This window comes from Pseudomonas sp. OIL-1, from assembly GCF_010669185.1.
Classification (GTDB): Bacteria; Pseudomonadota; Gammaproteobacteria; order Pseudomonadales; family Pseudomonadaceae; genus Halopseudomonas; species Halopseudomonas profundi.
In genome coordinates this window covers 3,476,266-3,498,991 of record NZ_CP048629.1, presented here as the reverse complement: position 1 = coordinate 3,498,991, position 22,726 = coordinate 3,476,266, and the positions used below count along the sequence as shown (strand labels likewise).

The following is a 22,726-nucleotide window of genomic DNA, read 5'->3' as shown; positions in this document are numbered from 1 at the left end:
GCTGTCAGGTAGTTTGATGTTTGGGTCATGCTGAGTCTAATCAGACTTACCGCAACATGCCCATTGCTTGCTGGTTAGCAACTTCAGATCGGGCCTAGCGGCTAACGATAATCAGCATCCCCAGGCTTTGGTGATCCAGGTAATGAACCTCGTCAGGGCGCAGGCGGCGGCTCTGTTGCAGGCGTTCGCTGACCGGTTGACTGTCCGTCGAACTTGTTTCGTGGTTGACCCAGAAAGCGACGTCGGCCTCCAGAGTGTTAGCGCGGCTCAGGCTGACGACGCCCTGTACCGGATAAAGATCGAAGCCGGTCAGGTCGTCGCCCTTGGTCACCGCTACAGGCGTGCCGGCTGGCTGGGTCCAGGCTTTGTGAAACAGAATCCTGGAGCCCTGGGCGGACAGTTTTCGCGCCTCGTTGGCCAGGCGATGGCGGGACTCGTCGATAGGGCGCACATTGCTGCGGGTGGTGCTGTCCAGTTCTGCGGCGTCCGATTTCCAGTCCAGCTCGGGTCCGGGGCCCTCGACGATGCCGCTGCCAGGCTGAGTAAATAACACGACTTCGACGATGTAATCCTGCGCGCTGGCCAGCGATGTCACGCTGAACAGCAGCAGGAACAGCAGAGCATGCAGGGGAGAGGCGGGTCTGGTCATTTGCGTTTTCCTTTGGCTTGCGGTTCGGCTGGCGGTTTCTCAAGCCGTTCAATAAGCGCTTCGACTGTGTTGAGCCGCAGCTCAGCGTTGGCCATTGGCGCGCTGAAGCGAAACATTGTCGCGCCTTCCAGTCGATATCGCTGCGGATTGTCCTGTATCAGGCGCACCAGCACCAGTGGATCAACTGAGGTTTCGGCCGCAAATTCGAGCCTGCCGTGCTCCGCGCCCACATCTACCTTGCAGATGCCTAGCGGCTCGCAGCGCAGTTTGAGCGAGGTTATCCGGAACAGGCTCTTGACCGGGGCAGGCAGCAGGCCGAAGCGATCTATCATTTCTACTTGCAGATCGCGTAATGCGTCTTCGTCGTTGGCATTGGCGATGCGTTTGTAGAGAATCAATCGCGCGTGAACGTCAGGCAGGTAATCGTCCGGTATCAGCGCCGGGAGACGCAAATTTATATCCGGTCCGCCACCGAGCGGTTGCTCCAGCGAGGGTTCCTTGCCGTTCTGGATTGCCTTGACTGCGCGTTCCAGCATATCCATGTAGAGCGTGAAGCCAACCGCTTGGATCTGGCCGCTTTGCCCGTCACCAAGCAGTTCACCTGCGCCGCGTATTTCCAGGTCATGGGTTGCCAGGGTGAAGCCGGCACCCAGATCCTGAGCCATGGCAATGGCCTCCAGACGCTTCTCCGCATCGCCAGTGACTTTCCTGCCGGCGGGGGTGAGCAGGTAGGCGTAGGCCTGGTGATGGCTGCGGCCGACGCGGCCACGCAACTGATGCAGTTGCGCCAGGCCGAATTTGTCCGCGCGTTCGATGATGATTGTATTGGCGCTGGGGACGTCGATACCGGTCTCGATGATGGTCGTCGTGACGAGGATGTTGAAGCGGCGGTGATAGAAATCGCGCATCACCTGCTCCAACGCACGCTCCGGCATCTGGCCATGGCTCACGCCAATACGCGCTTCAGGCACCAGCTCAGCCAGGTCGGCAGCGCATTTCTCGATGGTCTGCACTTCGTTGTGCAGATAGTAGATCTGCCCACCACGCAGCAGTTCGCGGAGGATCGCCTCCTTGAGCACGGCTGGCTGTTGCTGCATGACGAAGGTCTTTACAGACAAACGGCGTGCTGGTGGCGTAGCAATGATCGACAGGTCCCGCATGCCGGACATGGCCATGTTCAGCGTACGCGGGATCGGGGTGGCTGTGAGGGTCAGGATGTCCACTTCGCTGCGCAGCTTCTTGAGTCTTTCCTTCTGGCGCACACCGAAGCGGTGCTCTTCATCAATAATCACCAGACCCAGATCCTTGAACCTGATGTCTTCCTGCAGCAGCTTGTGCGTGCCGATCATGATGTCGACCTTGCCTTCGCCGAGTTCGGCGACCGCTGACTTCATCTCCTTCGCGGACTTGAAACGCGACATGACCTCGACCTTGACGGGCCAGTCGGCGAAGCGGTCGCTGAAGCTGTTGAAATGTTGCTGAGCCAGCAGCGTTGTGGGTACCAGCACCGCTACCTGTTTGCCGCTATGTACCGCAACAAACGCAGCCCGCATGGCGACTTCGGTCTTGCCGAAGCCGACGTCGCCGCAGACCAGGCGATCCATTGGCTGGCCGCCGGTCATATCACTGATGACGGCCTCGATGGCCGCCTGCTGATCAGCGGTTTCCTCAAACGGGAAGGTGTCAGCGAACGCCTCATAGTCATGCTCTGGCTCGCTGAAACTGAAGCCCTTGCGCGCTGCCCGTCGAGCGTAGACATCGAGCAATTCGGCCGCTACATCACGTACCTGCTCGGCCGCCTTGCGTTTGGATTTTTGCCATTGCTCGGAACCCAGCCGATGCAGCGGTGCGTTCTCGTCTTCGGAGCCGGTATAGCGGGCAATCAGGTGCAGGTTCGATACCGGCACATACAGCGTCGCTTCGTCGGCGTAGAGCAGCTTGAGAAACTCGGCTTCCTGATCCTCAACCGTCAGGTTGACCAGGCCGCAATAGCGTCCGACACCGTGATCGATATGCACCACCGGAGCGCCTTCGCGCAGCTCGGTGAGGTTGCGGATGACCGCGTCACCCAGGTCGGTAACTTTGCCACGACGCCTGCGCTGCATGACACGTTTGCCGAACAGCTGCGTTTCGGATATCAGCGCGACTGCAGGAGCATCGACGACGAGCCCCTGATCAACCGGCGCTACGATGATGCCGATTACGCTCCCCGCTTGAACGAACCCATGCCAGGTTTCGAACTGTTCCGGTTTGATGTCGATGCGAGACAGTAGCTCAAGCAGCGCTTCACGGCGCCCGGCGGAATCGGCAGCGAACAATACGCGGCCAGAGAAGCCGTTCAGGAAGGTTTCCAGCTCTGCCAGGGGGCGCTCGCGTTTGTTGTCCAGCGGCAACTCCGGTGGCGGCTGACAGGGCAGGTTGCTGCGTCCGGCGCCGGGTTCCAGCTCTTCGGTGTGGCAGACAACCCGGGGATAACCTTTAACCTGGGCGAAGCAGTCTTCTACGGTGAGAAACAGCTCAGCGGGCGGAAGCAGAGGTCGGGTCGGATCCAGGCTCTGATCCTGATGGCGTACGCGTACGTCATTCCAGAACTGCTCGGCGCTCGCTTCGATGCCCGGCTCGCTAAACAGCAGGGTGTTCTCGGGCAGATAGTCGAACAGTGTGCCGAGTTCTTCGAAGAACAGCGGCAGATAATATTCGATGCCTGGCGGGATCAAGCCTTCGGACATGTCCTGGTACAGCGGCACCTTGCGATGATCAATTTCGAAGCGTTCACGAAAGCGTGCGCGAAAGCCGGTGAGGGCAGACTTGTCCAGCGGGAATTCGCGGGCTGGAAGCAGGTGGATCCGCTCCACCTTGTCGATCGAGCGCTGGGTTTCCGGATCGAAGGTGCGAAGCGTCTCGATTTCGTCGTCGAACAGGTCAATTCGGTAGGGCAGTTTGCTGCCCATCGGAAACAGATCCAGCAGTGCACCGCGCACAGCGTAGTCGCCGTGCTCGTAAACTGTGTCCACACAGCGGTAACCGGCTGCATCAAGGTTCATGCGCATGCGATCGATATCGAGCTGCTGGCCGGTTTCCATCATCAGCACCGAGCCGCCCAGGAACGGACGCGGCGGAATGCGGTGGAGCAGGGTAGTCATGGGGACGACGAGAATCCCCTGATTGACCTGCGGCAGTTGATAAAGGGTTTTCAGACGCTGGGAAATAATGTCCTGGTGCGGCGAGAAGCGATCATAGGGCAGGGTTTCCCAGTCAGGAAAAGTGAGTACCGGCAAATGGGGCGCAAAGAAACGCAGCTCACGGTCGAGGCGATCCGCCATTGCCGTATCGCGCGTTATCACCAGGCTCAGGCCCTGGTGCCGGCTCGCTGCTTCTGCAATGGCCAGCGCGCGCGCTGCGCCGTCCAGCCGGCCCCATGCAACTTTGCCACTATTAACGTTGAACTTTTCGAGGGGTAATATCGTCTGACTGCCGGGCATGCTTGGGGTCCATCAGGAAAAGCGCTAGTGTAACGCCGTCTGGTACGGTCTGTCCGACATGGTCTGCCCTGTCTCCGGCTTTTTCCAAGGATGATTGCCTCTCCTGCCCGCTAAACGCATAATATTGGCCCTCTTTAGCTCCCAAGACCTGGAAGGAAACGCCGTGACTCAAGCCCAATACGATCAATGCCTGGAAGCCTGGACTGAACGAGAAGCAACCGCTGAGGCGATGATTCCGCTGATCGGTCGGCTGTACCGCGAGAACAACGTGGTCACCTCAATCTATGGCCGGGGTCTGGTGAACCGGTCTGTTATCAGCCTGCTCAAATCCCACCGTTTCGCCCGCCAGATTGATGATACAGAGCTATCGGTCCACGACACCTTCCCTGTCATCAAGGCCCTGCTGGATCTGGATCTGGGGCCGGCTTCGATTGACCTTGGCCGACTGGTAAACAAATTCCGTGACGCTGGCGGCGATAACCTGGAAGCTTTTCTGAAGGATGAGCTGGCTGCGGTAATCGGTAAGAAAGGCGAGCGGCGTGAAGGGCGCGATGTCGTGCTGTATGGTTTCGGTCGTATCGGTCGCCTGCTCGCACGCATCATGGTCGAAAAGACCGGCGCTGGGGACGGCCTGCGTCTGCGTGCGATCGTCGTGCGCAAAGGCGCCGCCAACGATCTGGCCAAGCGCGCCAGTCTGCTGCGCCGCGATTCAGTCCACGGTTCCTTTCAGGGCACCATCACCATTGATGAAGAGAGCAACACGCTCACCGCCAACGGCAACGTCATCCAGATCATTTATGCCAGCGATCCGAGCAGCGTCGTCTATACCCAGTACGGCATCAAGGACGCCATCGTTGTCGACAATACCGGCGTGTGGCGTGACGAAGCAGGTCTGTCGCAGCACCTGAAGTGCCCGGGTGTATCCCAGGTCGTGCTGACCGCGCCGGGCAAAGGCGATCTGAAGAATATTGTTCATGGTATCAACCATGCCGCAATCACGCCTGAAGACAAGATCATTTCGGCTGCGTCCTGTACCACCAACGCCATCGTGCCGGTGCTCAAGGCAATCAATGACAAGTACGGCATTGAGAATGGTCACGTCGAGACTGTGCATTCCTACACCAATGACCAGAACCTGATCGACAACTTCCATAAAGGCAATCGCCGTGGCCGTAGCGCCGCGTTGAACATGGTCATCACCGAAACAGGTGCCGCCAAGGCCGTGGCCAAGGCGCTACCCGAGCTGTCAGGCAAGCTCTCCGGTAATGCGATCCGGGTGCCGACGCCGAATGTTTCCATGGCGATCCTGAACCTGAATCTGAAAAGCAGTACCGATCGTGACGAGGTGAATGATTACCTGCGTTACATGGCGTTGCACTCCGACCTGCACAAGCAGATTGACTTCACCAACTCTCAGGAAGTGGTTTCGACCGACTTCGTGGGCTCGCGTCACGCAGGGGTAGTGGATGCTGAAGCAACCATCTGCAATGACAATCGTGTGATTCTGTATGTCTGGTATGACAACGAATTCGGATACAGCTGTCAGGTTGTGCGGATTCTGGAAGATATGGCCAATGTGAATCCCCCGGCATTTCCGTCGAAGGGTTAAATATCGGCTAGACAGAAAAGGCGCTTCGGCGCCTTTTTTGTTGCTCATTTTCAAGTGCCGTCCACACCATGTCATCCGAATGGCGCCGTGCTGTAGCGGCTCTGTCTTGATGGCGTCCGAGCCTTCTGCAGCAACCCAAATGCGACTGATTGTCACTGCGCCCGGATGAAGCAGATACCCCGAAATATTCAAGTGCTTGAGTAGCTTTGGTTAGGCAGGATCTTTATACTTAGCGGGATTTTTGGTGGGGGTTTGCTGCCGTCTTGCTTTGATTCCGCGTCTGTCTTCAGCGCCATATCGTCGGGTTTCCCGGTTCGGTAGCGGCACACCCTTATAGATTCCAACCAGTGATTAGGCTATTCGTATGATAAAAATCAAACGGGGCTTGGACTTGCCAATCACCGGGTCGCCCGAGCAACGTATTGACGATGCCCGTCAGGTACGTAGCGTGGCCGTAATCGGCTTCGACTACCACGGTATGAAACCTACCATGGAAGTACAATTGGGTGACCGGGTCAGATTGGGACAGATCCTGTTCAGTGACAAGAAAACACCTGGAGTGGTGTATACCGCTCCTGCCAGCGGCGTCATAAGCGCCATCAATCGTGGCGAGAAGCGTGTTTTGCAGTCTGTCGTGATCGATGTAGAAGGCGATGACGCCGTCGAGTTCGATGCGCACGAAGCCGCAGCCCTGGGCACCCTTGATGGCGAAAAGGTTCGTCAACAGCTGATCAATTCAGGCATGTGGACAGCCCTGCGGACGCGACCTTACAGCAAGGTCCCCGAAGTGGACGCAACGCCCAGTTCGATTTTTGTCACAGCCGTCGACACCCATCCTCTGTCAGCCGATCCGGCTGTCGTGCTTGCCGATCAGGCTGAAGCCTTCGAAAACGGTCTCAAGGTGCTTTCCCGGATTGCGCGCGTCTGGCTGTGCAAGGCCGGCGATGCATCGATCCCCGGCGAAAATGTTGAAGGTGTCCGCACAGAGAGCTTTGCCGGGCCGCATCCGGCGGGCCTTCCCGGTACGCATATCCACATGCTTGATCCGGTCAGCGAGAATCGCCAGGTCTGGCATATCAATTACCAGGACGTGATCGCGGTCGGCAAGCTGTTTACTGAAGGCCGACTCTGGACTGAGCGTGTTATCGCGTTGGGCGGCCCTCAGGTAGAAACCCCGCGTCTGCTGAAAACCCGTCTGGGGGCGAACCTTGACGAGCTGACCGCTGGTGAGCTCAAACCCGGCGCTAATCGCGTTATTTCGGGTTCGGTGTTTGGCGGTCGTCATGCGCGTGGCCCGGTCAGTTATCTCGGTCGTTACCATCTGCAGGCATCCGTGCTGCTGGAAGGCACTGATCGGCAGATGCTGCATTACTTGCGTGCCGGTAGTGACAAGCACTCTGTGATGAACATCTTTTTGTCCAAGCTCAGCCCGTCGAAGCTGTTCGACATGACTACCACCACCAATGGCAGTCCCCGCGCCATGATCCCGGTGGGCAACTATGAACAGGTCATGCCGCTGGATGTCCTGCCGACCCAGCTGTTACGTGCACTGATCGTAGGGGACACAGAAGTCGCCCAGCAGCTCGGTTGTCTGGAGCTGGATGAAGAAGATCTGGCGCTGTGCAGTTACGTGTGTGCCGGTAAGTACGAATACGGCCCGATTCTGCGGGACAACCTAACCCGCATCGAAAAGGAGGGTTAAGCCATGGGTCTTCGTGCATTGCTCGACAAGATCGAGCATAACTTCGAAAAGGGCGGCAAACACGAGAAGTACTACGCGCTGTATGAAGCGGTGGATACTTTCCTGTATCGCCCGGGTAGCGTTACCCGGACAACTTCTCATGTGCGTGACGGTCTCGACCTCAAGCGCATGATGATCACCGTCTGGCTGTGTACTTTCCCGGCGATGTTCTACGGGATGTATAACGTCGGCTTTCAGGCCAACAGCATTTATGCTGAAAACCCTGAAATGCTCGGTATGCAGGATAGCTGGCGCATTGCGCTGATCCAGCTGTTCGCCGGATTCGACCCGGCCAGCCTGTGGGACAACTTCGTGCATGGTGCGGCGTACTTCCTGCCTGTGTATGCGGTGACCTTTATAGTCGGTGGCTTCTGGGAAGTCGTATTTGCCTCTGTCCGCAAGCATGAGGTCAACGAAGGCTTCTTCGTCACATCGGTCCTGTTCGCTCTGATTCTGCCACCGGATATCCCGCTGTGGCAGGTTGCGCTGGGCATCAGCTTCGGTGTGGTTATCGGCAAGGAAGTGTTTGGCGGAACCGGCAAGAACTTCCTCAACCCTGCGTTGACCGGTCGCGCTTTCCTGTTCTTTGCGTACCCTGCGGAAATTTCCGGTGATGCGGTATGGACTGCGGTTGATGGCTATGCCAGCGCCACTGCACTGAGCGCCATGGCGATGGGTGGTATAGAAGCAGTCGTTGGCCAGGGCATTACCTGGTGGGATGCATTCCTGGGTGATATCCACGGTTCGATGGGTGAAACCTCGGCTCTGGCCATCTTCATTGGCGGCGCGGTGCTGCTGATGACGCGGATCGCCAGCTTCCGGATCGTCGGTGGTGTGATGCTTGGCATGATCGCGACCAGCATGCTGTTCAACGTGCTGGGCTCGACGACCAACCCGATGTTCGCAATGCCCTGGTACTGGCATCTGGTCACTGGTGGGTTTGCCTTCGGCATGATCTTCATGGCTACCGATCCTGTGTCCGCGTCCATGACCAATACCGGCAAGTGGGTATTCGGTGCCCTGATTGGTTTGATGGTGGTGCTGATTCGGGTAGTGAATCCAGCATTCCCGGAGGGCATGATGCTCGCGATTCTGTTCGCCAACCTCTTTGCTCCCCTGATCGATCACTTCGTCGTTCAGGCCAACATCAAACGGAGGCTTGCACGTAATGTCCAGTAAAAAAGAATCCGTCAGCCGTACCATTATCGTCGCGCTGCTGGTCTGTCTGGTGTGCTCGATCGTGGTGTCGGTCGCCGCAGTGTCGCTCAAGCCTGTGCAGGTAAAAAACCAGTTGCTCGACAAACAGCGCAACATTCTGCTGATCGCCGGTCTGCTGGAAGAAGGGCCGAGCGTGGCTGAACAGTTCGAGCAGGTCACTGCGCGTCTGGTTGACCTGCGTACCGGTGAGTTCAGCGATGCCCAGGAGCCTTTGACGTACGATCAGCAAGCCGCTGCACGGGATCCGAATCTGTCGCGGGCGCTGGAAGCACATGAGGATGTCGCCAGCATCCGTCGTCGCGAGCATTACGCTACGGTGTACATGATCGAGAACGAAGACGGCATCGAAACCATGATCCTGCCAATCCATGGCTATGGTCTTTGGTCCACTCTATACGGGTTCCTTGCACTGGAGGGCGACCTGAACACCATCCGCGGTCTGGGTTTCTATCAGCATGGTGAAACCCCCGGGCTAGGTGGCGAGGTGGACAACCCCCGTTGGCGCGAGCTGTGGAAAGGCAACGTCGTATATAACGAGGAAGGCGAGGTCGGCGTACAGGTAGTCAAGGGTACCGTCGATGGCAGCGATCCGCGTCGTCAGTACAAGGTTGACGGTCTGGCAGGCGCCACGCTGACCAGTCGCGGCGTCGAGAATCTGGTTCGGTTCTGGATGGGCGACACCGGTTTCCGTTCCTTCTTGCAAAACCTGAAAGCAGGGGAGGCATGACATGGCTAATGTAAGTGCCAAAGGGGTCCTTTTCGATCCTGTATTCAAGAACAACCCGATCGCACTTCAGATCCTGGGTATCTGTTCGGCTCTGGCCGTCACCACCAGCCTCAACGTGACACTGGTCATGTGTCTGGCGTTGACGTCGGTAGTGGCGCTGTCCAATACCTTCATCTCGGTGATCCGGTCGCAGATTCCCGGCTCGATCCGGATGATCGTACAGATGGTGATCATTGCGTCGCTGGTTATCGTGGTAGACCAGGTATTGAAGGCTTATGCCTTTAATATCAGCAAGCAGCTGTCGGTGTTTGTTGGTCTGATCATCACCAACTGTATCGTCATGGGCCGTGCCGAAGCGTTCGCCATGCAGAATCCGCCCCACCTCAGTTTCCTGGATGGTCTGGGTAACGGGTTGGGCTACAGCTTCATCCTGATCGTGGTTGCGACCATCCGTGAGCTGCTTGGCGCTGGCAAATTGATGGGCTATGAAATCCTGCCGGTCATCAGCGAAGGCGGCTGGTACCAGCCCAACGGCTTGTTGCTCCTGCCACCGTCGGCATTCTTTATCATCGGCTTGATTATCTGGGGGTTGCGTAGCTGGAAGACTGAGCAGGTTGAAGCGAAGGATTACCCGATGGCACCGCAGTCCCGTGCCGTGAAGGAGGCTATGTAAATCATGATTGAACATTACATTAGCCTCGCAGTACGGGCCATTTTTGTTGAAAACATGGCCCTCGCGTTCTTCCTCGGGATGTGTACCTTTATCGCCATTTCCAAGAAGGTGCAGACGGCGATTGGTCTGGGTATCGCGGTGATCGTCGTATTGACGATCACGGTTCCGGCGAACAACCTGATCTATACCTATCTGCTCAAGGATGGCGCATTGGCCTGGGCGGGCCTGCCCAACGTCGATCTCAGCTTCCTGGGTCTGCTGAGTTACATCGGCGTAATCGCCGCGATCGTGCAGATCATGGAAATGCTGCTCGACAAGTTCGTCCCTGCGCTCTACAACGCCCTGGGCGTGTTTCTGCCACTGATCACGGTTAACTGCGCGATCATGGGTGCTGCACTGTTCATGGTCGAGCGGGATTACGCCTTTGGTGAAAGTGTTGTGTATGGCTTTGGCTCGGGAACCGGCTGGGCGCTGGCGATCGTTGCGTTGGCGGGTATCCGCGAGAAGCTCAAGTACAGCGATGTTCCGGACGGTCTCCGTGGTCTGGGCATAACATTCATCGCCGTGGGTCTGATGTCCCTCGGTTTCATGTCGTTTTCCGGCGTGCAACTGTAAAGAGGAGCTGAACTGATGGAGATGGAAATTTATCTCGGCGTAGGGATGTTCACAGCCATCGTATTGACCCTGGTGACTGTCATCCTGATCGCGCGCTCAAAGCTGGTCAGCAGCGGTGATGTCAGCATCGAGATCAACGGCGAGCGCACCGTGACTGTCGCGGCAGGTGACAAGCTGCTGAATACGCTGTCGTCCAACGGCATTTTCCTTTCGTCTGCTTGTGGCGGTGGCGGCACCTGCGCTCAGTGCAAATGTATCGTTGAAAGCGGCGGCGGCGAAATGTTGCCCACCGAAGAAACGCATTTCACCAAGCGCGAAGCAAAGGAAGGCTGGCGTCTTTCCTGCCAGACCCCAGTCAAGCAGGACATGAAGATTGAGGTCCCGGAGGAAGTGTTCGGGGTCAAGAAGTGGGAATGTACGGTTGAATCGAACCCCAACGTCGCGACCTTCATCAAGGAACTGACGTTGAAGTTGCCTGAAGGCGAGAACGTCGACTTCCGCGCAGGCGGCTATGTGCAGCTGGAATGCCCGCCGCACACCGTGAACTACAAAGATTTCGACATCCAGCCGGAATTCCGCGGCGACTGGGACAAATTCAATCTGTGGAAATTCGTTTCCAAGGTGGATGAGACCGTTATCCGCGCGTACTCCATGGCGAACTATCCGGAAGAAAGGGGCCTGGTCAAATTCAACATCCGTGTGGCGTCGCCGCCCCCCGGACGTGATGAGTTGCCACCTGGCAAGATGTCTTCCTGGGTGTTCGGTCTGAAGCCCGGCGACAAAGTCACCGTTTATGGTCCGTTCGGTGAATTCTTTGCCAAGGATACCGAAGCCGAAATGGTCTTCATTGGCGGTGGTGCAGGTATGGCGCCCATGCGCTCGCATATCTTCGACCAGCTCAAGCGACTGCAGTCCAAGCGCAAGATGTCCTTCTGGTATGGTGCACGCTCGCTGCGCGAAGCTTTCTATGTCGAGGAGTACGACCAACTCGCCGCAGAGAACGAGAATTTCGATTGGCACCTGGCTTTGTCCGATCCGTTGCCGGAAGACAACTGGGAAGGTCCGACCGGGTTCATTCATAACGTGCTCTACGAGAACTACCTCAAGGACCATCCGGCGCCAGAGGATTGCGAGTACTACATGTGTGGACCGCCGATGATGAACGCCTCGGTGATCAAGATGCTGCAAGATCTGGGTGTTGAGCCGGAGAATATCCTGCTCGATGACTTCGGCGGCTAGCATGCTGCATCGCGTCACTCGGCCCGCTTTCGTAGTTGCCCTGGCAGCTACGTTGGCGGGCTGTTTCAATTCTGCAGAAACCGTTTCCGAAGTTTACGGCGGCACCATGGGCAGTACCTATTCGATAAAATGGGTAAGTGCCGAGGAGACGCCTTCGCCGGATGCGTTGCAAGCCAGTATCGAAGCGCTGTTAGCGGAGTTCGATAGCGAGGTGTCGACCTGGCGTGATGATTCGAATCTGGCACGTTTCAACAGTCTTCCGGCGGGTTCCTGCCAGGCTATGCCTGAATCCGTTCTGGAAATGGTGTCTCTGGCTGAAGAACTCCATGAGCAAAGTAACGGTGGTTTCGATATTACTATCGGACCCTTGCTGGAACTTTGGGGGTTTCATGGCGGCCTGGTCGGTCAGTCGGTTCCTGAAGCCGCAGCGCTGACCGAGGTGCTGGAGAAAGTGGGCCAGCAACATCTGCAAACGGTGGACGGCCAGCTATGCAAGAACGCCGATGTACAGGTGGATCTGAGCGCTATGGCGGCCGGTTACGTGGTAGACCGGGTAGTGGAACACCTGGCTGCGCAGGGCATCACAAGTTATATGGTGGAAATCACCGGTGAGCTCAAGGCGGCGGGTCTGAAACCAGGTGGTGTACCCTGGCGGATCGCTATCGAAGAGCCGCGTGATGACAACCGTATCGCGCAGGTGATCCTCCCGCTTGATGGGCACGGGGTTTCTACCTCCGGTGATTACCGCAACTACTTCGAGTTTGAAGGCAAACGGTATTCACACACATTTGATCCGCGTAGCGGGCAACCGGTCATGCATCAGCTGGCCGCAGTAACGGTACTACACCCCGACACGGCTCGTGCTGACGGGTTGTCGACCCTGTTATTGGTCAAGGGGCCGGACCAGGGTTGGCAGTATGCTGTTGAGCAGGATATCGCTGCGTTATTTGTAGTACGCAAGGGGGTGGGCTTCGAATCGCGAAGCACGCCCCGATTCAAGGCCCTCGAACAGGGCAAGGAGTAGAAAATGGTCTGGTTATTAGCATTTCTGTTGATGTGTCTGATCGTGGCTGGCATGGCTGTCGGCGTGATGATGGGCCGCAAGCCAATTGCTGGTTCGTGCGGTGGCATCGGCGCAACAGGTCTGGACTCCAGCTGCTCGATTTGTGGCGGAAACGCCGAAAAGTGTGACGAGAACAGCCTCGACACGAAAAAGAAGCCCAAGGCAAACCTGGCCTACGACGCGACCAAGGTCGAGTAGTTAGCATAGTGGCGCTATGCAAGCATCCGGGTATTGGAACAAGGAATTCGAAGTATGGCCGTATATAACTATGATGTAGTGGTGCTGGGCTCCGGGCCGGCGGGCGAGGGCGCTGCGATGAACGCCGCCAAGCACGGCCGCAAGGTCGCGGTGGTCGAAGCCCACAGCCTGGTGGGGGGCAATTGTACGCATCTGGGCACGATCCCATCCAAGGCACTGCGGTATTCGGTCAAACAGATCATCCATTTCAATACTAACCCGATGTTTCGCGTCATCGGTGATCCGCGCTGGTTTTCCTTCCCTGACGTGCTGAAAAGCGCCGAAAGCGTCATGACCAAGCAGGTCGCCTCGCGCACCAGTTATTACGCCCGCAATCGGGTTGACCTGTTTTTCGGCCGCGGTAGCTTTGCAGACGCCAACACTATCGAGCTGGTTAACGCCCAGGGCGTGGTGGAGCGATTGGCGGCAAAGGAAATCATTGTCGCGACCGGGTCACGGCCTTATCGTCCGGCAGACGTGAACTTCAACCACCCGCGCATTTACGACAGCGATACGATTCTCAAGCTGAACCATACGCCACGGAACCTGATCATCTACGGGGCCGGGGTTATCGGCTGTGAATATGCCTCGATCTTCTGTGGTCTGGGGGTGAAGGTTGATCTGATTGATAATCGTGATCGGCTGCTCAGCTTCCTTGACGATGAAATCTCCGATGCACTGAGTTATCACCTGCGCAACAACGCCGTACTGATTCGTCACAATGAGGAATACGAGAAGATCGAAGGGCTGGATACCCGGGGCGTGGTCCTGCATCTGAAGTCGGGCAAGAAGCTCAAGGCTGACGCATTGCTGTGGTGCAACGGACGTACGGGTAACACCGACGGACTGGGCCTGGAGAATGTCGGGCTGCAGCCTAACGGCCGTGGTCAGCTCAGCGTCGATGAGAACTATCGGACCGAGGTGCCGAACATCTATGCCGTGGGTGACGTTATCGGCTGGCCAAGTCTCGCCAGTGCTGCTTTTGATCAGGGCCGTTCCGCCGCTGGCAATATCGTCAGCAACGACGCCTGGCGATTTGTCGACGATGTGCCGACCGGCATTTATACAATTCCGGAAATCAGCTCGCTGGGCAAGACCGAAAGAGAGTTGACCGGAGAGAAAGTACCCTACGAAATTGGCCAGGCCTTTTTCAAGAACATGGCCCGTGCGCAAATCAGTAGCGAGCCGGTTGGCATGCTCAAACTGTTATTTCACCGTGAAACGCTGGAAGTATTGGGCATCCATTGTTTTGGTGACCAGGCTTCCGAGATCGTTCACATTGGCCAGGCGATCATGAACCAGAAGGGCGAAGCGAACACGATCAAGTACTTCGTCAACACGACTTTCAACTATCCCACCATGGCGGAAGCCTACCGGGTGGCGGCGTTGGATGGTCTGAACCGGTTATTCTGAAGCGAACTCCGCCCGGCATGAGCCGGGCAGTTTTTTTCAGGCTTGCAGGCCAATCGTCTCGACTGCCAGGTGCGGGACATCGGTGATAATGCTGTCAACGCCCATCTCGACCAATCTGTGCATCAGCGCAGGATCATTAACGGTCCACACCGATACGTGCAAGCCTTGGCGCTGCGCGCGACGGACCCGCTGCGGGTTGCATAGCTTCCAGTTCAGCACCAGAAACTGACAGTCATAGCGCAGAGCGCTGCGTATAGGATCAAGCAGGCCATATTCCTCCACCAGGCCGGTCGGCAAGGCAAAACCTGATGTTTTGGCTACCTTGAGCAGCGTGCGGCTGCCAGAAGTAATCACGACCCGGTTTTCCAGCCCGAACTGCTCAACCAGTCGATTGATCACATCCAGCACAATCTGAGACTGACTGATCGATCCTGACTTGACCTCAAGCTGGTAATGCTCGATCTCGGGAAACTCGCGGAACAGCTGTTCTAGGGACGGGATCGCACACGCGCTCGGCCAACCCGGCAGGGCAAACCGGGCATCAAGCTGCATCAGTTCCTCCGCCGTGTGCTGGGCAATTTTGCCCCGCAGGCCGGTGGTGCGCTTAAGCGTGGGATCATGGATGACCATCAACTTACGGTCAGACGACAGGTGCAGATCCAGCTCCATCCGCGTTACGCCTGCATTCAACGCCTGGCGAAAACTTTGAAGAGTGTTTTCCGGGGCTTCGCCTCGGGCGCCGCGGTGGCCGTAGAGAACCGTCATGTGCTCAATTGGCCCGCGGTCGGTGCTGATGAACGCTATGTACGACGGTGCTTGCTTCGAAGTACACGCTGAAGCCCTGGTAGTCCCAGCGACTGATAGGCGGCTCGCCAATAGCTGGATGACGTACCGCAGGCTCGCCGTGGCGCTGGATCACAGATGCAGCTGACAGGCCGCGCCGAGGTAGTTCGTTCGAGACAGCGGAGCTGTGCTGTTGCCCAACGGGAATGGTTAAAATATCGGCCCATGCCACGGGCGTGGTAAGGGCGAGAGAGCAAGCGAGCAATCGGGCGTTCAGAATCTTCATGGTTGAGTCCTTTCGGTTTTCGCGGCACGAATCTCCTGTGCCTGCTTCTGCAGAATATGCCTGGCGAGCAGCTGGCGTTCCGGATCGCTTAATGCCTCGAAGCTGACGCCTATGGTCCAGTTACCGGTTGATTCAGCGGGATCGCAGCGTAGCACCCGCGCCGGAATCACCAGGCCGAGGGGTGAGGGCATAAGAACCAGCCTCAAGGCTAGCCAGGTTTCCGGTGCGAGAGGTTCGGTGGCCGCGAAGGACATACCTCCTTCGCTCAAAGTGACCAGCAGCTTGTGGGTCGGCGTATCGGCAGCCTGGCTAACCAGCGTCCTGGCGATCAACTCGATGCGCTTGTTCACAATCTTGAGGTAGGCCGCCAGCGAACGGTCACGTTCACCTATCTGGCGCAGCAGGTGCTGGGATTCCTGTTCCAGGACCTGGAGCTCACTGAGCATGTGAAATTGCGGAGACCCGAATTGCGCATCAGCCAGATCCGGACCACCGATAACCCGATAATCGAGGGCGAGCAGATCCTCGATGCGGTAAAAATCCCTTTTATCTTGAATGCTATCGTCAATCACTTGCATGTCATGGTCCGTTTATCCCAGCTGAATTCAGTGTAACATGTCTCCCCCAATAGCCACTCACGGGTCTATTCCCCCGTCAGGGACCTGATATTTCATGTTCAGACCTTTGCCTTTCTTTATTGGCCTGCGTTATACGCGGGCGAAACGTCGCAACCATTTTATCTCCTTCATATCGCTCATCTCCATGCTGGGTCTGACCCTGGGCGTGCTGGTGATGATTCTTGTCCTGTCGGTGATGAATGGTTTCGATCGAGAGCTGCGCACGCGCATTCTCGGCATGGTGCCACATGCCACCATCAATGGTTATCAGCCGATCGAAGACTGGCGCTCGCTTGCGTCCAAACTTGAAGAACATCCCCAGGTCGAATCCGCCGCGCCTTTTATCCAACTCCAGGGCATGCTCACCCATGACGGCAGCGTGGCCCCGGTACTGGTGAGCGGGATTATTCCCGAAGCCGAACAGCGGGTTTCGATTATCGGCGAACATATGGAAGAGGGCACTCTCGAGGATCTGGCCGACGGTGAATTCGGCATCATCATCGGTGAGCTGACCGCCAACCGTTTCGGCGTGCGGCCTGGCGACAAACTGACCTTCGTGCTTCCGGAAGCCTCGGTGACACCAGCGGGCGTATTTCCCCGGCTCAAGCGTTTCGAGGTCAAGGGCATCTTCAAGGTCGGTGCCGAACTGGATGGTTCCCTCGCCATTATCCATGCCGGGGATGCAGCTCGCCTGAGTCGCTGGCCCTCGGGTCAGATGGAGGGTGTTCGGGTCAAATTGCATGACCTGTTCCAGGCACCCACGGTGTCATGGGAACTGGTGTCCGGCTTGTCGGGCGATTATTACGCGCAGGACTGGACCCGTAGCCACGGCAATCTGTTTGCTGCGATCCGCATGGAGAAAACCATGATTGGTTTGCTGCTCCTGCTGATCGTGGCAGTCGCCGCGTTCAATATCATCTCCACGCTGGTAATGGTTGTCACCGACAAGAAAGCCGATATCGCGATTCTGCGTACGCTGGGCGCTTCGCCGGGCACCATCATGGGCATATTCATGGTGCAGGGGTCGGTAATCGGTGTGGTGGGCACGCTGGTCGGCGGTATTCTTGGCGTTCTGGCTGCGTTGAATGTCTCGGCGCTGGTCGCCGGACTGGAGAAGCTACTGGGCATGCAGTTCCTGAGTTCGGATGTCTACTTCATTAGCTACCTGCCGTCCCAGTTGATCTGGAGCGATGTCGTTCTCATCTGTTCCGCCGCGTTGGGGATGAGTTTTCTGGCAACACTGTATCCGGCATGGCGGGCGTCCCGTACCGAGCCGGCGGAGGCTTTGCGTTATGACTGAAGCAGTTCTGGAATGCCGCGAGCTGAGTAAGGAATACGCCGTCGGGCCCCAGCGCCTGAAGGTACTGGACAGGGTCAACCTCAAGCTGCTGCCCGGCGAGCGGGTAGCGATAGTGGGCAGCTCAGGTTCCGGCAAGACCACCTTGTTGAACATGCTCGGCGGGTTGGACACGCCCAGCGAAGGTGAGGTCTGGTTGGCTGGCCGCCAGATGTCGGCATTGAAAGAATCCGAGCGTGGCCGGTTGCGTAATACCGGCCTGGGTTTTGTTTACCAATTCCACCATTTGCTTGCCGAGTTCACCGCTCTGGAAAACGTGTGCATGCCGCTACTGATTGGCAATATGCCGGTTGCGCAGGCACGTGAGCGGGCCAATGCGATGCTGGCTGGCGTCGGGCTTGCCAAACGGGCAGGCCACAAGCCGGCCGAACTGTCCGGCGGTGAACGTCAGCGGGTTGCGATTGCCAGAGCTTTGATTAACCAGCCGGCATGTGTGTTGCTGGATGAGCCAACCGGCAACCTCGACCACCACACAGCGCGGGGTGTTCAGGAATTGATGCTGGAGTTGAGTCAGCGGCTCAACACCGCATTCATGGTGGTGACTCATGATCTGAGCCTTGCCGGGCAAATGGATCGGGTGCTGACCTTGCAGGAAGGGCATCTGCAAGCACGCCAGGATTGACTCGGCGCTTCCGTGGAACATGTCCGCAATGGAGAACGGCCGCTCAGTGAGCGGCCGTTTTTCGTTGCGTTGAACGGCAGATCAGGAATCTGAAGTGGCCACTGTGAGCTCCGAGCGGCCGAGAATCTAGTTCGAGCTCACCGTAGCGCCTTGTTTGGCTATCTGGTAAGGCGCAAATCAAAGAGACAGCGTCCTACCGAAAGCTGCTGGGCGGCATTCTGTTGGCGCGGCCAATCTGCAGTCCCCCAAGAATTAGATCATGCAGAAGGTGAAGGAATCAGGACGTTACCCGTGCCGGCAGCGGTAGCATCGGCGAATGATAGTCGCTCAGCTTTGACTACGACGTCGCAGTTTGCGTTGTTGCCAGTTGCGGGATACCCATAGTCGCCAATACAACATGGTGGCACCGTAACCTATCAGAGCCAGGATAATGCCAAATAGCATCGATCCGAGCAGTAACGGTTGCCAGATGTGATGGAATTCTGCGCTAAGCCAGGCCAGTGATAGCTCCATGGGCATGGTGCGTTCCGGCGTCCCCAGCAACAGCGTACCCACCTTGTACTGCACGAAGAATATCGGTGGCATGGTGACCGGATTGGTGAGCCAGACCAGGCCAATGGATACCGGAAGGTTGGCGCGTGCGGGGAGTGCAATGGACGCCGACAGCAGCATCTGCATGGGAATCGGCAGCATCGCCACAAACAAACCAATCGACATCGCCCGCGCAACACTGTGGCGGTTGAGATGCCACAGGTTTGCATCATGCAGAAGAGTCCCCATGAAACGAAGCGACTTGCTTCGCTTAATGCGCTCTGGACTTGGCATGTAGCGTTTGAGAAGGCGGCGGGGCATTGCAGACTAGCCAGCAGCTGGAAGTGAATCAATTATGCATGGAATGCCACGGTCAAACTACCGGCTGGCGGCACTTCAGGTGAACAGGATGTTTCCGCCATGGCGTTGTCAGCCGCGCTTTTTGTATTTTTTGTCGGGCTTATCACACCGTTGCTTATGCCGAGCCTGCCTCCCGGCTGGTCGATCGCAGTTGCGCTGCCGGTTATGCTGGGAGCCGCATTGTCTGGCGGCTCCGGTCGGGTACTTGCGGCATTTCTAGCGGGTCTGATCTGGGCCAGCTACTGTCATCATCAGGCGCTTGATCAGCGCCTCGCGCCTGCCCTTGATGGTCAGAAAGTAGTGCTCGAAGGCCGCATCAGCGGACTGCCCGAACCTACGCTCACCGGCTGGCGCTTCGAATTGGCCGATGCGCGACTGGTCGAAACCGGCGAGGCGTTGCCCCTGATTCGCGCGCACTGGTATGGCGGAGAGCCAGTGACAAGCGACCAGCGCTGGCAGTTCGAAGCGAATCTGCGGCGTCCGCGCGGCATGTCCAATCCGGGAGGATTTGATTATGAAGCCTGGCTCTATGCCCAGGAAATCGGTGCCCTGGGCAGTATTCGTCAAGGTCAGTTGCTCGAGCAACCGGCGGTCAGGCTGAACGGGCTGCGTAGTCGTATAAGGCATCGGCTGGACACAACGCTGGGCGCTCAATCGGGCGGGCAGCGTCTGCTGGCGTTGATAGTGGGTGATCGCAGCGTTCTGAGCGCTGACGACTGGACGGTCATGCAGGCGACGGGGACCAGTCACCTGATGGTGATCTCCGGTTTACATGTGGGCATGCTGGCGTCTCTTGCCTTTCTGATCATGGCAGTGCTTGCCCGGTTGCGTCTGTTTCCTGCCAGGTGGCCGCGGTTCTGGTTTGCCGCGCCATTGGCTGTTCTCTTCGCATCCGGCTATGCAGCGCTGGCAGGCTTTGCGGTGCCGACGCAGCGCGCATTGTTGATGATCATGCTGGTTCTGATCGCGCGGTTGCTGTACCGCCAGCCCGGCCCATGGGTAACCTGGCTAGCCGCGCTTTGCGCCGTGGTCATGGTATCGCCTGCAGCCCCGCTCAAGGCTGGATTCTGGTTATCTTTCATGGCAGTGGGTCTGCTTCTCTTCGGCATGAGCGGAAGGCTTGCCGTACGCGGTATCTGGCTGCGCTGGGGCAAGGCGCAGTGGATCATTTTCGTTGGGCTGTGGCCCTGGCTCGTGCTCTGGGCGATGCCTGTGAGCCTGTCGGCGCCGCTGGTAAACGCAGTTGCCATTCCCTGGGTCAGTCTGGTGGTGGTGCCGGCTGCGTTGCTTGGCGCTGTGCTTGAATTGGCGTTTGGCTGGTCCTGGCTGTTATGGGCCGCCGCGCACGCGCTCGATGCATTGTTTGATGGATTGACCTGGGTTGCTGACTTCCAGGCGCCGCTGCGGATGGCTTTTCCGGATTGGCTGGGTTGGTCGGTTGGGGCTATAGGAACGCTCGCCCTGCTCAGCCCTCTGGGCAGGCTACTGCTCCTGCCTGCGGCGCTGTGCCTGGCCGTTCTGCTGATCCCTGGTCGGCCAAGTCCGGAGCAGGGGGCCATCTGGGTAACCGTGCTGGATGTCGGCCAGGGTTCATCGGTCCTCATTCAGACCCGCAATCATGCGCTGCTTTATGATACCGGGGCACGGCTCAGTAGTGGCTTTGACCTCGGCGAAGCTGTGGTTCATCCAGCCCTGGTTTCGTTCGGACTCAGAAAGCTTGATGCCATGCTGCTGAGCCACGCAGATAACGATCACGCAGGTGGCGCACTGGCCATTCAGCGTCTGATGCGCGTAGAACGGGTACTATCGGGCGAGTACGAGCGCCAGGAGGCCGCCTTGAATGCCGAGCAGTGTCGTGCGGGTGACAGCTGGGACTGGGATGGTGTGCATTTTGCTGTTCTGTATGCTGCAGGCGCGCCGGCTGATTCCAACGATCGCTCCTGCGTGCTTAAAGTCACCACGGGTGAGTCCAGCCTGTTGCTCACCGGTGACCTGGGCATGGCCGGGGAGTACGAGCTGTTAGCCGAGGATGTGCAGGCAAGCTTGCTTCTTGCACCCCATCACGGCAGTCGTAGCTCGTCATCCTATGCTTTTATTCGCGCCGTTGCGCCACGCTGGGTGGTGTTCAGCGCGGGCCATGGCAACCGCTTCGGTCATCCTCACCAGAGCGTTGTGCAACGCTACCGCGAACTCGGCGCCGAACCTGTTTATACTGCGACGTCCGCAGCTGTGCGGTTCGTCCTGAATGGAACAGGACAGAGCATGCAGCTGTGGAGCTGGCGTGAGCATTCAAGACGCTTCTGGCATGAATAGTCCAGCACTTGATATCCGCCGGGGCCGCGGTATACGCGGTCTGTGCTAGAGTATTCAACCATTTGGGGGAGGGATCGCTTGTGTGGGAATTGATCAGTGCGGGTGGTTGGCTAATGTTGCCAATTCTGGTGTCATCGGTAATTGCCGTCGCCATTGTAATAGAGCGACTGTGGACGCTGCGCAGCAGCAAGGTCGCACCGCCAAGCCTGCTCGGGCAGGTCTGGCGCTGGGTCAAGGAAGGCCAGCTGGATTCGGTAAAACTGAAGACACTCCGTGCCGACTCACCCCTGGGCGAGGTCCTCGCTGCGGGCCTGGCCAACTCCCGTCATGGCCGGGAGATCATGAAGGAAAGCATCCAGGAATCGGCCGGCAAGGTGATTCACGAGATGGAGCGCTACCTCAGCACGCTTGGCACCATCGCAGCCATTACGCCCTTGCTGGGTCTGCTTGGCACGGTAGTCGGCATGATCGATGTGTTCAGCGCGATCATGGCGCAGGGTACCGGTAATACGGGTGTGCTCGCCGGGGGCATCTCCAAGGCGTTGATGACCACCGCGGCGGGCCTCACCGTAGCAATTCCGGCCCTGTTCTTTCATCGATTTCTGATGCGCCGCATCGATGAATTGGTGATTGCCATGGAGCAGGAAGCCACCAAACTGGTTGAAGTCATCCAGGGTAATCGTGATGTCGATGCGTCGGCGGCCGCCCAGGATGGCGCTCCGTTGCGTCCCGGCAGCGTTCGCAAGGGAGCCTGACCGTGAACTTCCGGCGTACGCGACCCGAGGAGATCAGCGTCAACCTGACTCCACTGATTGACGTAGTGTTTTTGCTGCTGATTTTCTTCATGGTATCGACCACCTTTACCCGGGAAACGCAGTTGGAGCTGGACCTGCCCGAGGCTGCTTCGGGTAATCCGGTCGAAAGCCGCGCGCAGCAGATCGAACTGACGATTTCAGCGACTGGAGAGGTAGCGATCAACGATAAAACGCTGCTGGCTCCGGGACTGGATACCATCAAAGGTGCGCTGCAGCGCGAGTCGGCCGGCGATACCAGCCTGCCCGTTGTGATCACTGCAGACGGTAAGGCATCGCACCAGTCGGTGATTACCGTTATGGACGCGGCAGGGCAGCTGGGCTTCAGCCGCCTGCGACTGACCACCAGCGAGCTGGAGGCGGGCGACGGTCAGTGAAA

General features: G+C 57.8%; 21 protein-coding genes. 15 read left to right on the top strand and 6 right to left on the bottom strand.

Translation table 11 applies throughout. From position 1 onward, the window contains the following. Positions 1-94: 94 nt before the first annotated feature. Positions 95-649 (bottom strand): CsiV family protein, encoded by a 555-nt coding sequence (locus G3M63_RS16230; protein ID WP_150298967.1) that lies wholly within the window; start codon positions 647-649, stop codon positions 95-97. Next, positions 646-4,131 carry a transcription-repair coupling factor gene (gene mfd, locus G3M63_RS16225; RefSeq protein WP_150298966.1) on the bottom strand — a complete coding sequence of 1,162 codons (3,486 nt, stop codon included), beginning with the start codon at positions 4,129-4,131 and terminating at the stop codon, positions 646-648. Before mfd ends, G3M63_RS16230 begins: the two co-directional genes overlap by 4 nt. 163 nt (positions 4,132-4,294) lie before the next feature. Between mfd and G3M63_RS16220 the strand changes: the two genes are divergently transcribed. From G3M63_RS16220 to sthA, 10 genes are all read left to right on the top strand, one after another. Continuing rightward, the gene (locus G3M63_RS16220) at positions 4,295-5,740 is read left to right on the top strand and encodes a glyceraldehyde-3-phosphate dehydrogenase (protein WP_150298965.1); all 1,446 of its coding nucleotides are present in this window, start codon (positions 4,295-4,297) and stop codon (positions 5,738-5,740) included. Positions 5,741-6,104: 364 nt separating this feature from the next. Then, positions 6,105-7,442 carry a Na(+)-translocating NADH-quinone reductase subunit A gene (locus tag G3M63_RS16215; RefSeq protein WP_150298964.1) on the top strand — a complete coding sequence of 446 codons (1,338 nt, stop codon included), beginning with the start codon at positions 6,105-6,107 and terminating at the stop codon, positions 7,440-7,442. A 3-nt stretch (positions 7,443-7,445) separates the two neighbouring features. Continuing rightward, complete coding sequence (locus G3M63_RS16210) at positions 7,446-8,660, top strand: NADH:ubiquinone reductase (Na(+)-transporting) subunit B (RefSeq protein ID WP_150298963.1); 1,215 nt, start codon at positions 7,446-7,448, stop codon at positions 8,658-8,660. After that, on the top strand, positions 8,650-9,426 hold the full coding sequence (locus G3M63_RS16205) for a Na(+)-translocating NADH-quinone reductase subunit C (RefSeq protein WP_150298962.1): 777 nt from the start codon (positions 8,650-8,652) through the stop codon (positions 9,424-9,426). The genes G3M63_RS16210 and G3M63_RS16205 overlap by 11 nt, the downstream gene beginning before the upstream one ends. A 1-nt stretch (position 9,427) precedes the next feature. Next, a complete protein-coding gene (locus tag G3M63_RS16200; protein WP_150298961.1) occupies positions 9,428-10,099 on the top strand; it encodes an NADH:ubiquinone reductase (Na(+)-transporting) subunit D in 672 nt (223 codons plus the stop codon). A 6-nt stretch (positions 10,100-10,105) separates the two neighbouring features. Further along, positions 10,106-10,714 (top strand): NADH:ubiquinone reductase (Na(+)-transporting) subunit E, encoded by a 609-nt coding sequence (gene nqrE / locus G3M63_RS16195; protein ID WP_150299334.1) that lies wholly within the window; start codon positions 10,106-10,108, stop codon positions 10,712-10,714. Between the two features lie 15 nt (positions 10,715-10,729). After that, complete coding sequence (gene nqrF, locus G3M63_RS16190; protein ID WP_150298960.1) at positions 10,730-11,953, top strand: NADH:ubiquinone reductase (Na(+)-transporting) subunit F; 1,224 nt, start codon at positions 10,730-10,732, stop codon at positions 11,951-11,953. A 1-nt stretch (position 11,954) separates the two neighbouring features. Next, on the top strand, positions 11,955-12,977 hold the full coding sequence (locus G3M63_RS16185; protein WP_163983780.1) for an FAD:protein FMN transferase: 1,023 nt from the start codon (positions 11,955-11,957) through the stop codon (positions 12,975-12,977). Positions 12,978-12,980: 3 nt separating this feature from the next. Next, a complete protein-coding gene (nqrM, locus tag G3M63_RS16180) occupies positions 12,981-13,214 on the top strand; it encodes a (Na+)-NQR maturation NqrM (protein ID WP_150298958.1) in 234 nt (77 codons plus the stop codon). A gap of 54 nt (positions 13,215-13,268) precedes the next feature. Beyond that, positions 13,269-14,666 (top strand): Si-specific NAD(P)(+) transhydrogenase, encoded by a 1,398-nt coding sequence (sthA, locus tag G3M63_RS16175; protein ID WP_150298957.1) that lies wholly within the window; start codon positions 13,269-13,271, stop codon positions 14,664-14,666. A gap of 36 nt (positions 14,667-14,702) precedes the next feature. Here the strand turns inward: sthA and G3M63_RS16170 are convergent, their stop codons facing one another. From G3M63_RS16170 to G3M63_RS16160, 3 genes are read right to left on the bottom strand one after another with little or no spacing between them, the layout of a single operon-like run. Further along, positions 14,703-15,431: a glycerophosphodiester phosphodiesterase family protein gene (locus G3M63_RS16170; protein ID WP_163983779.1), complete on the bottom strand. Its 729-nt coding sequence runs from the start codon at positions 15,429-15,431 to the stop codon at positions 14,703-14,705. Positions 15,432-15,435: 4 nt separating this feature from the next. After that, positions 15,436-15,735, bottom strand: a complete 300-nt coding sequence (locus tag G3M63_RS16165) for a phosphodiesterase (protein ID WP_306110140.1) — start codon at positions 15,733-15,735, stop codon at positions 15,436-15,438. Then, on the bottom strand, positions 15,732-16,313 hold the full coding sequence (locus G3M63_RS16160; RefSeq protein ID WP_150298955.1) for a PilZ domain-containing protein: 582 nt from the start codon (positions 16,311-16,313) through the stop codon (positions 15,732-15,734). Before G3M63_RS16160 ends, G3M63_RS16165 begins: the two co-directional genes overlap by 4 nt. A gap of 94 nt (positions 16,314-16,407) precedes the next feature. On the opposite strand from G3M63_RS16160, the gene G3M63_RS16155 reads away from it, so the two are divergent. Both G3M63_RS16155 and lolD read left to right on the top strand, forming a co-directional pair. Continuing rightward, on the top strand, positions 16,408-17,652 hold the full coding sequence (locus G3M63_RS16155) for a lipoprotein-releasing ABC transporter permease subunit (protein ID WP_150298954.1): 1,245 nt from the start codon (positions 16,408-16,410) through the stop codon (positions 17,650-17,652). Then, a complete protein-coding gene (gene lolD, locus G3M63_RS16150) occupies positions 17,645-18,331 on the top strand; it encodes a lipoprotein-releasing ABC transporter ATP-binding protein LolD (protein ID WP_150298953.1) in 687 nt (228 codons plus the stop codon). Before G3M63_RS16155 ends, lolD begins: the two co-directional genes overlap by 8 nt. Before the next feature lie 327 nt (positions 18,332-18,658). Here the strand turns inward: lolD and G3M63_RS16145 are convergent, their stop codons facing one another. Next, the gene (locus G3M63_RS16145; RefSeq protein WP_150298952.1) at positions 18,659-19,183 is read right to left on the bottom strand and encodes a DUF2062 domain-containing protein; all 525 of its coding nucleotides are present in this window, start codon (positions 19,181-19,183) and stop codon (positions 18,659-18,661) included. A 99-nt stretch (positions 19,184-19,282) separates the two neighbouring features. Between G3M63_RS16145 and G3M63_RS16140 the strand changes: the two genes are divergently transcribed. The 3 genes from G3M63_RS16140 to G3M63_RS16130 all read left to right on the top strand — a co-directional run bounded on the left by G3M63_RS16140 (position 19,283) and on the right by G3M63_RS16130 (position 22,724). Continuing rightward, positions 19,283-21,535: a DNA internalization-related competence protein ComEC/Rec2 gene (locus G3M63_RS16140; RefSeq protein ID WP_163983778.1), complete on the top strand. Its 2,253-nt coding sequence runs from the start codon at positions 19,283-19,285 to the stop codon at positions 21,533-21,535. 80 nt (positions 21,536-21,615) lie between these two features. Then, positions 21,616-22,290 carry a MotA/TolQ/ExbB proton channel family protein gene (locus G3M63_RS16135; protein ID WP_150298950.1) on the top strand — a complete coding sequence of 225 codons (675 nt, stop codon included), beginning with the start codon at positions 21,616-21,618 and terminating at the stop codon, positions 22,288-22,290. 2 nt (positions 22,291-22,292) lie between these two features. After that, positions 22,293-22,724, top strand: coding sequence for a biopolymer transporter ExbD (locus G3M63_RS16130; RefSeq protein ID WP_150298949.1), 432 nt, complete (start codon positions 22,293-22,295; stop codon positions 22,722-22,724). Positions 22,725-22,726 lie beyond the last annotated feature (2 nt).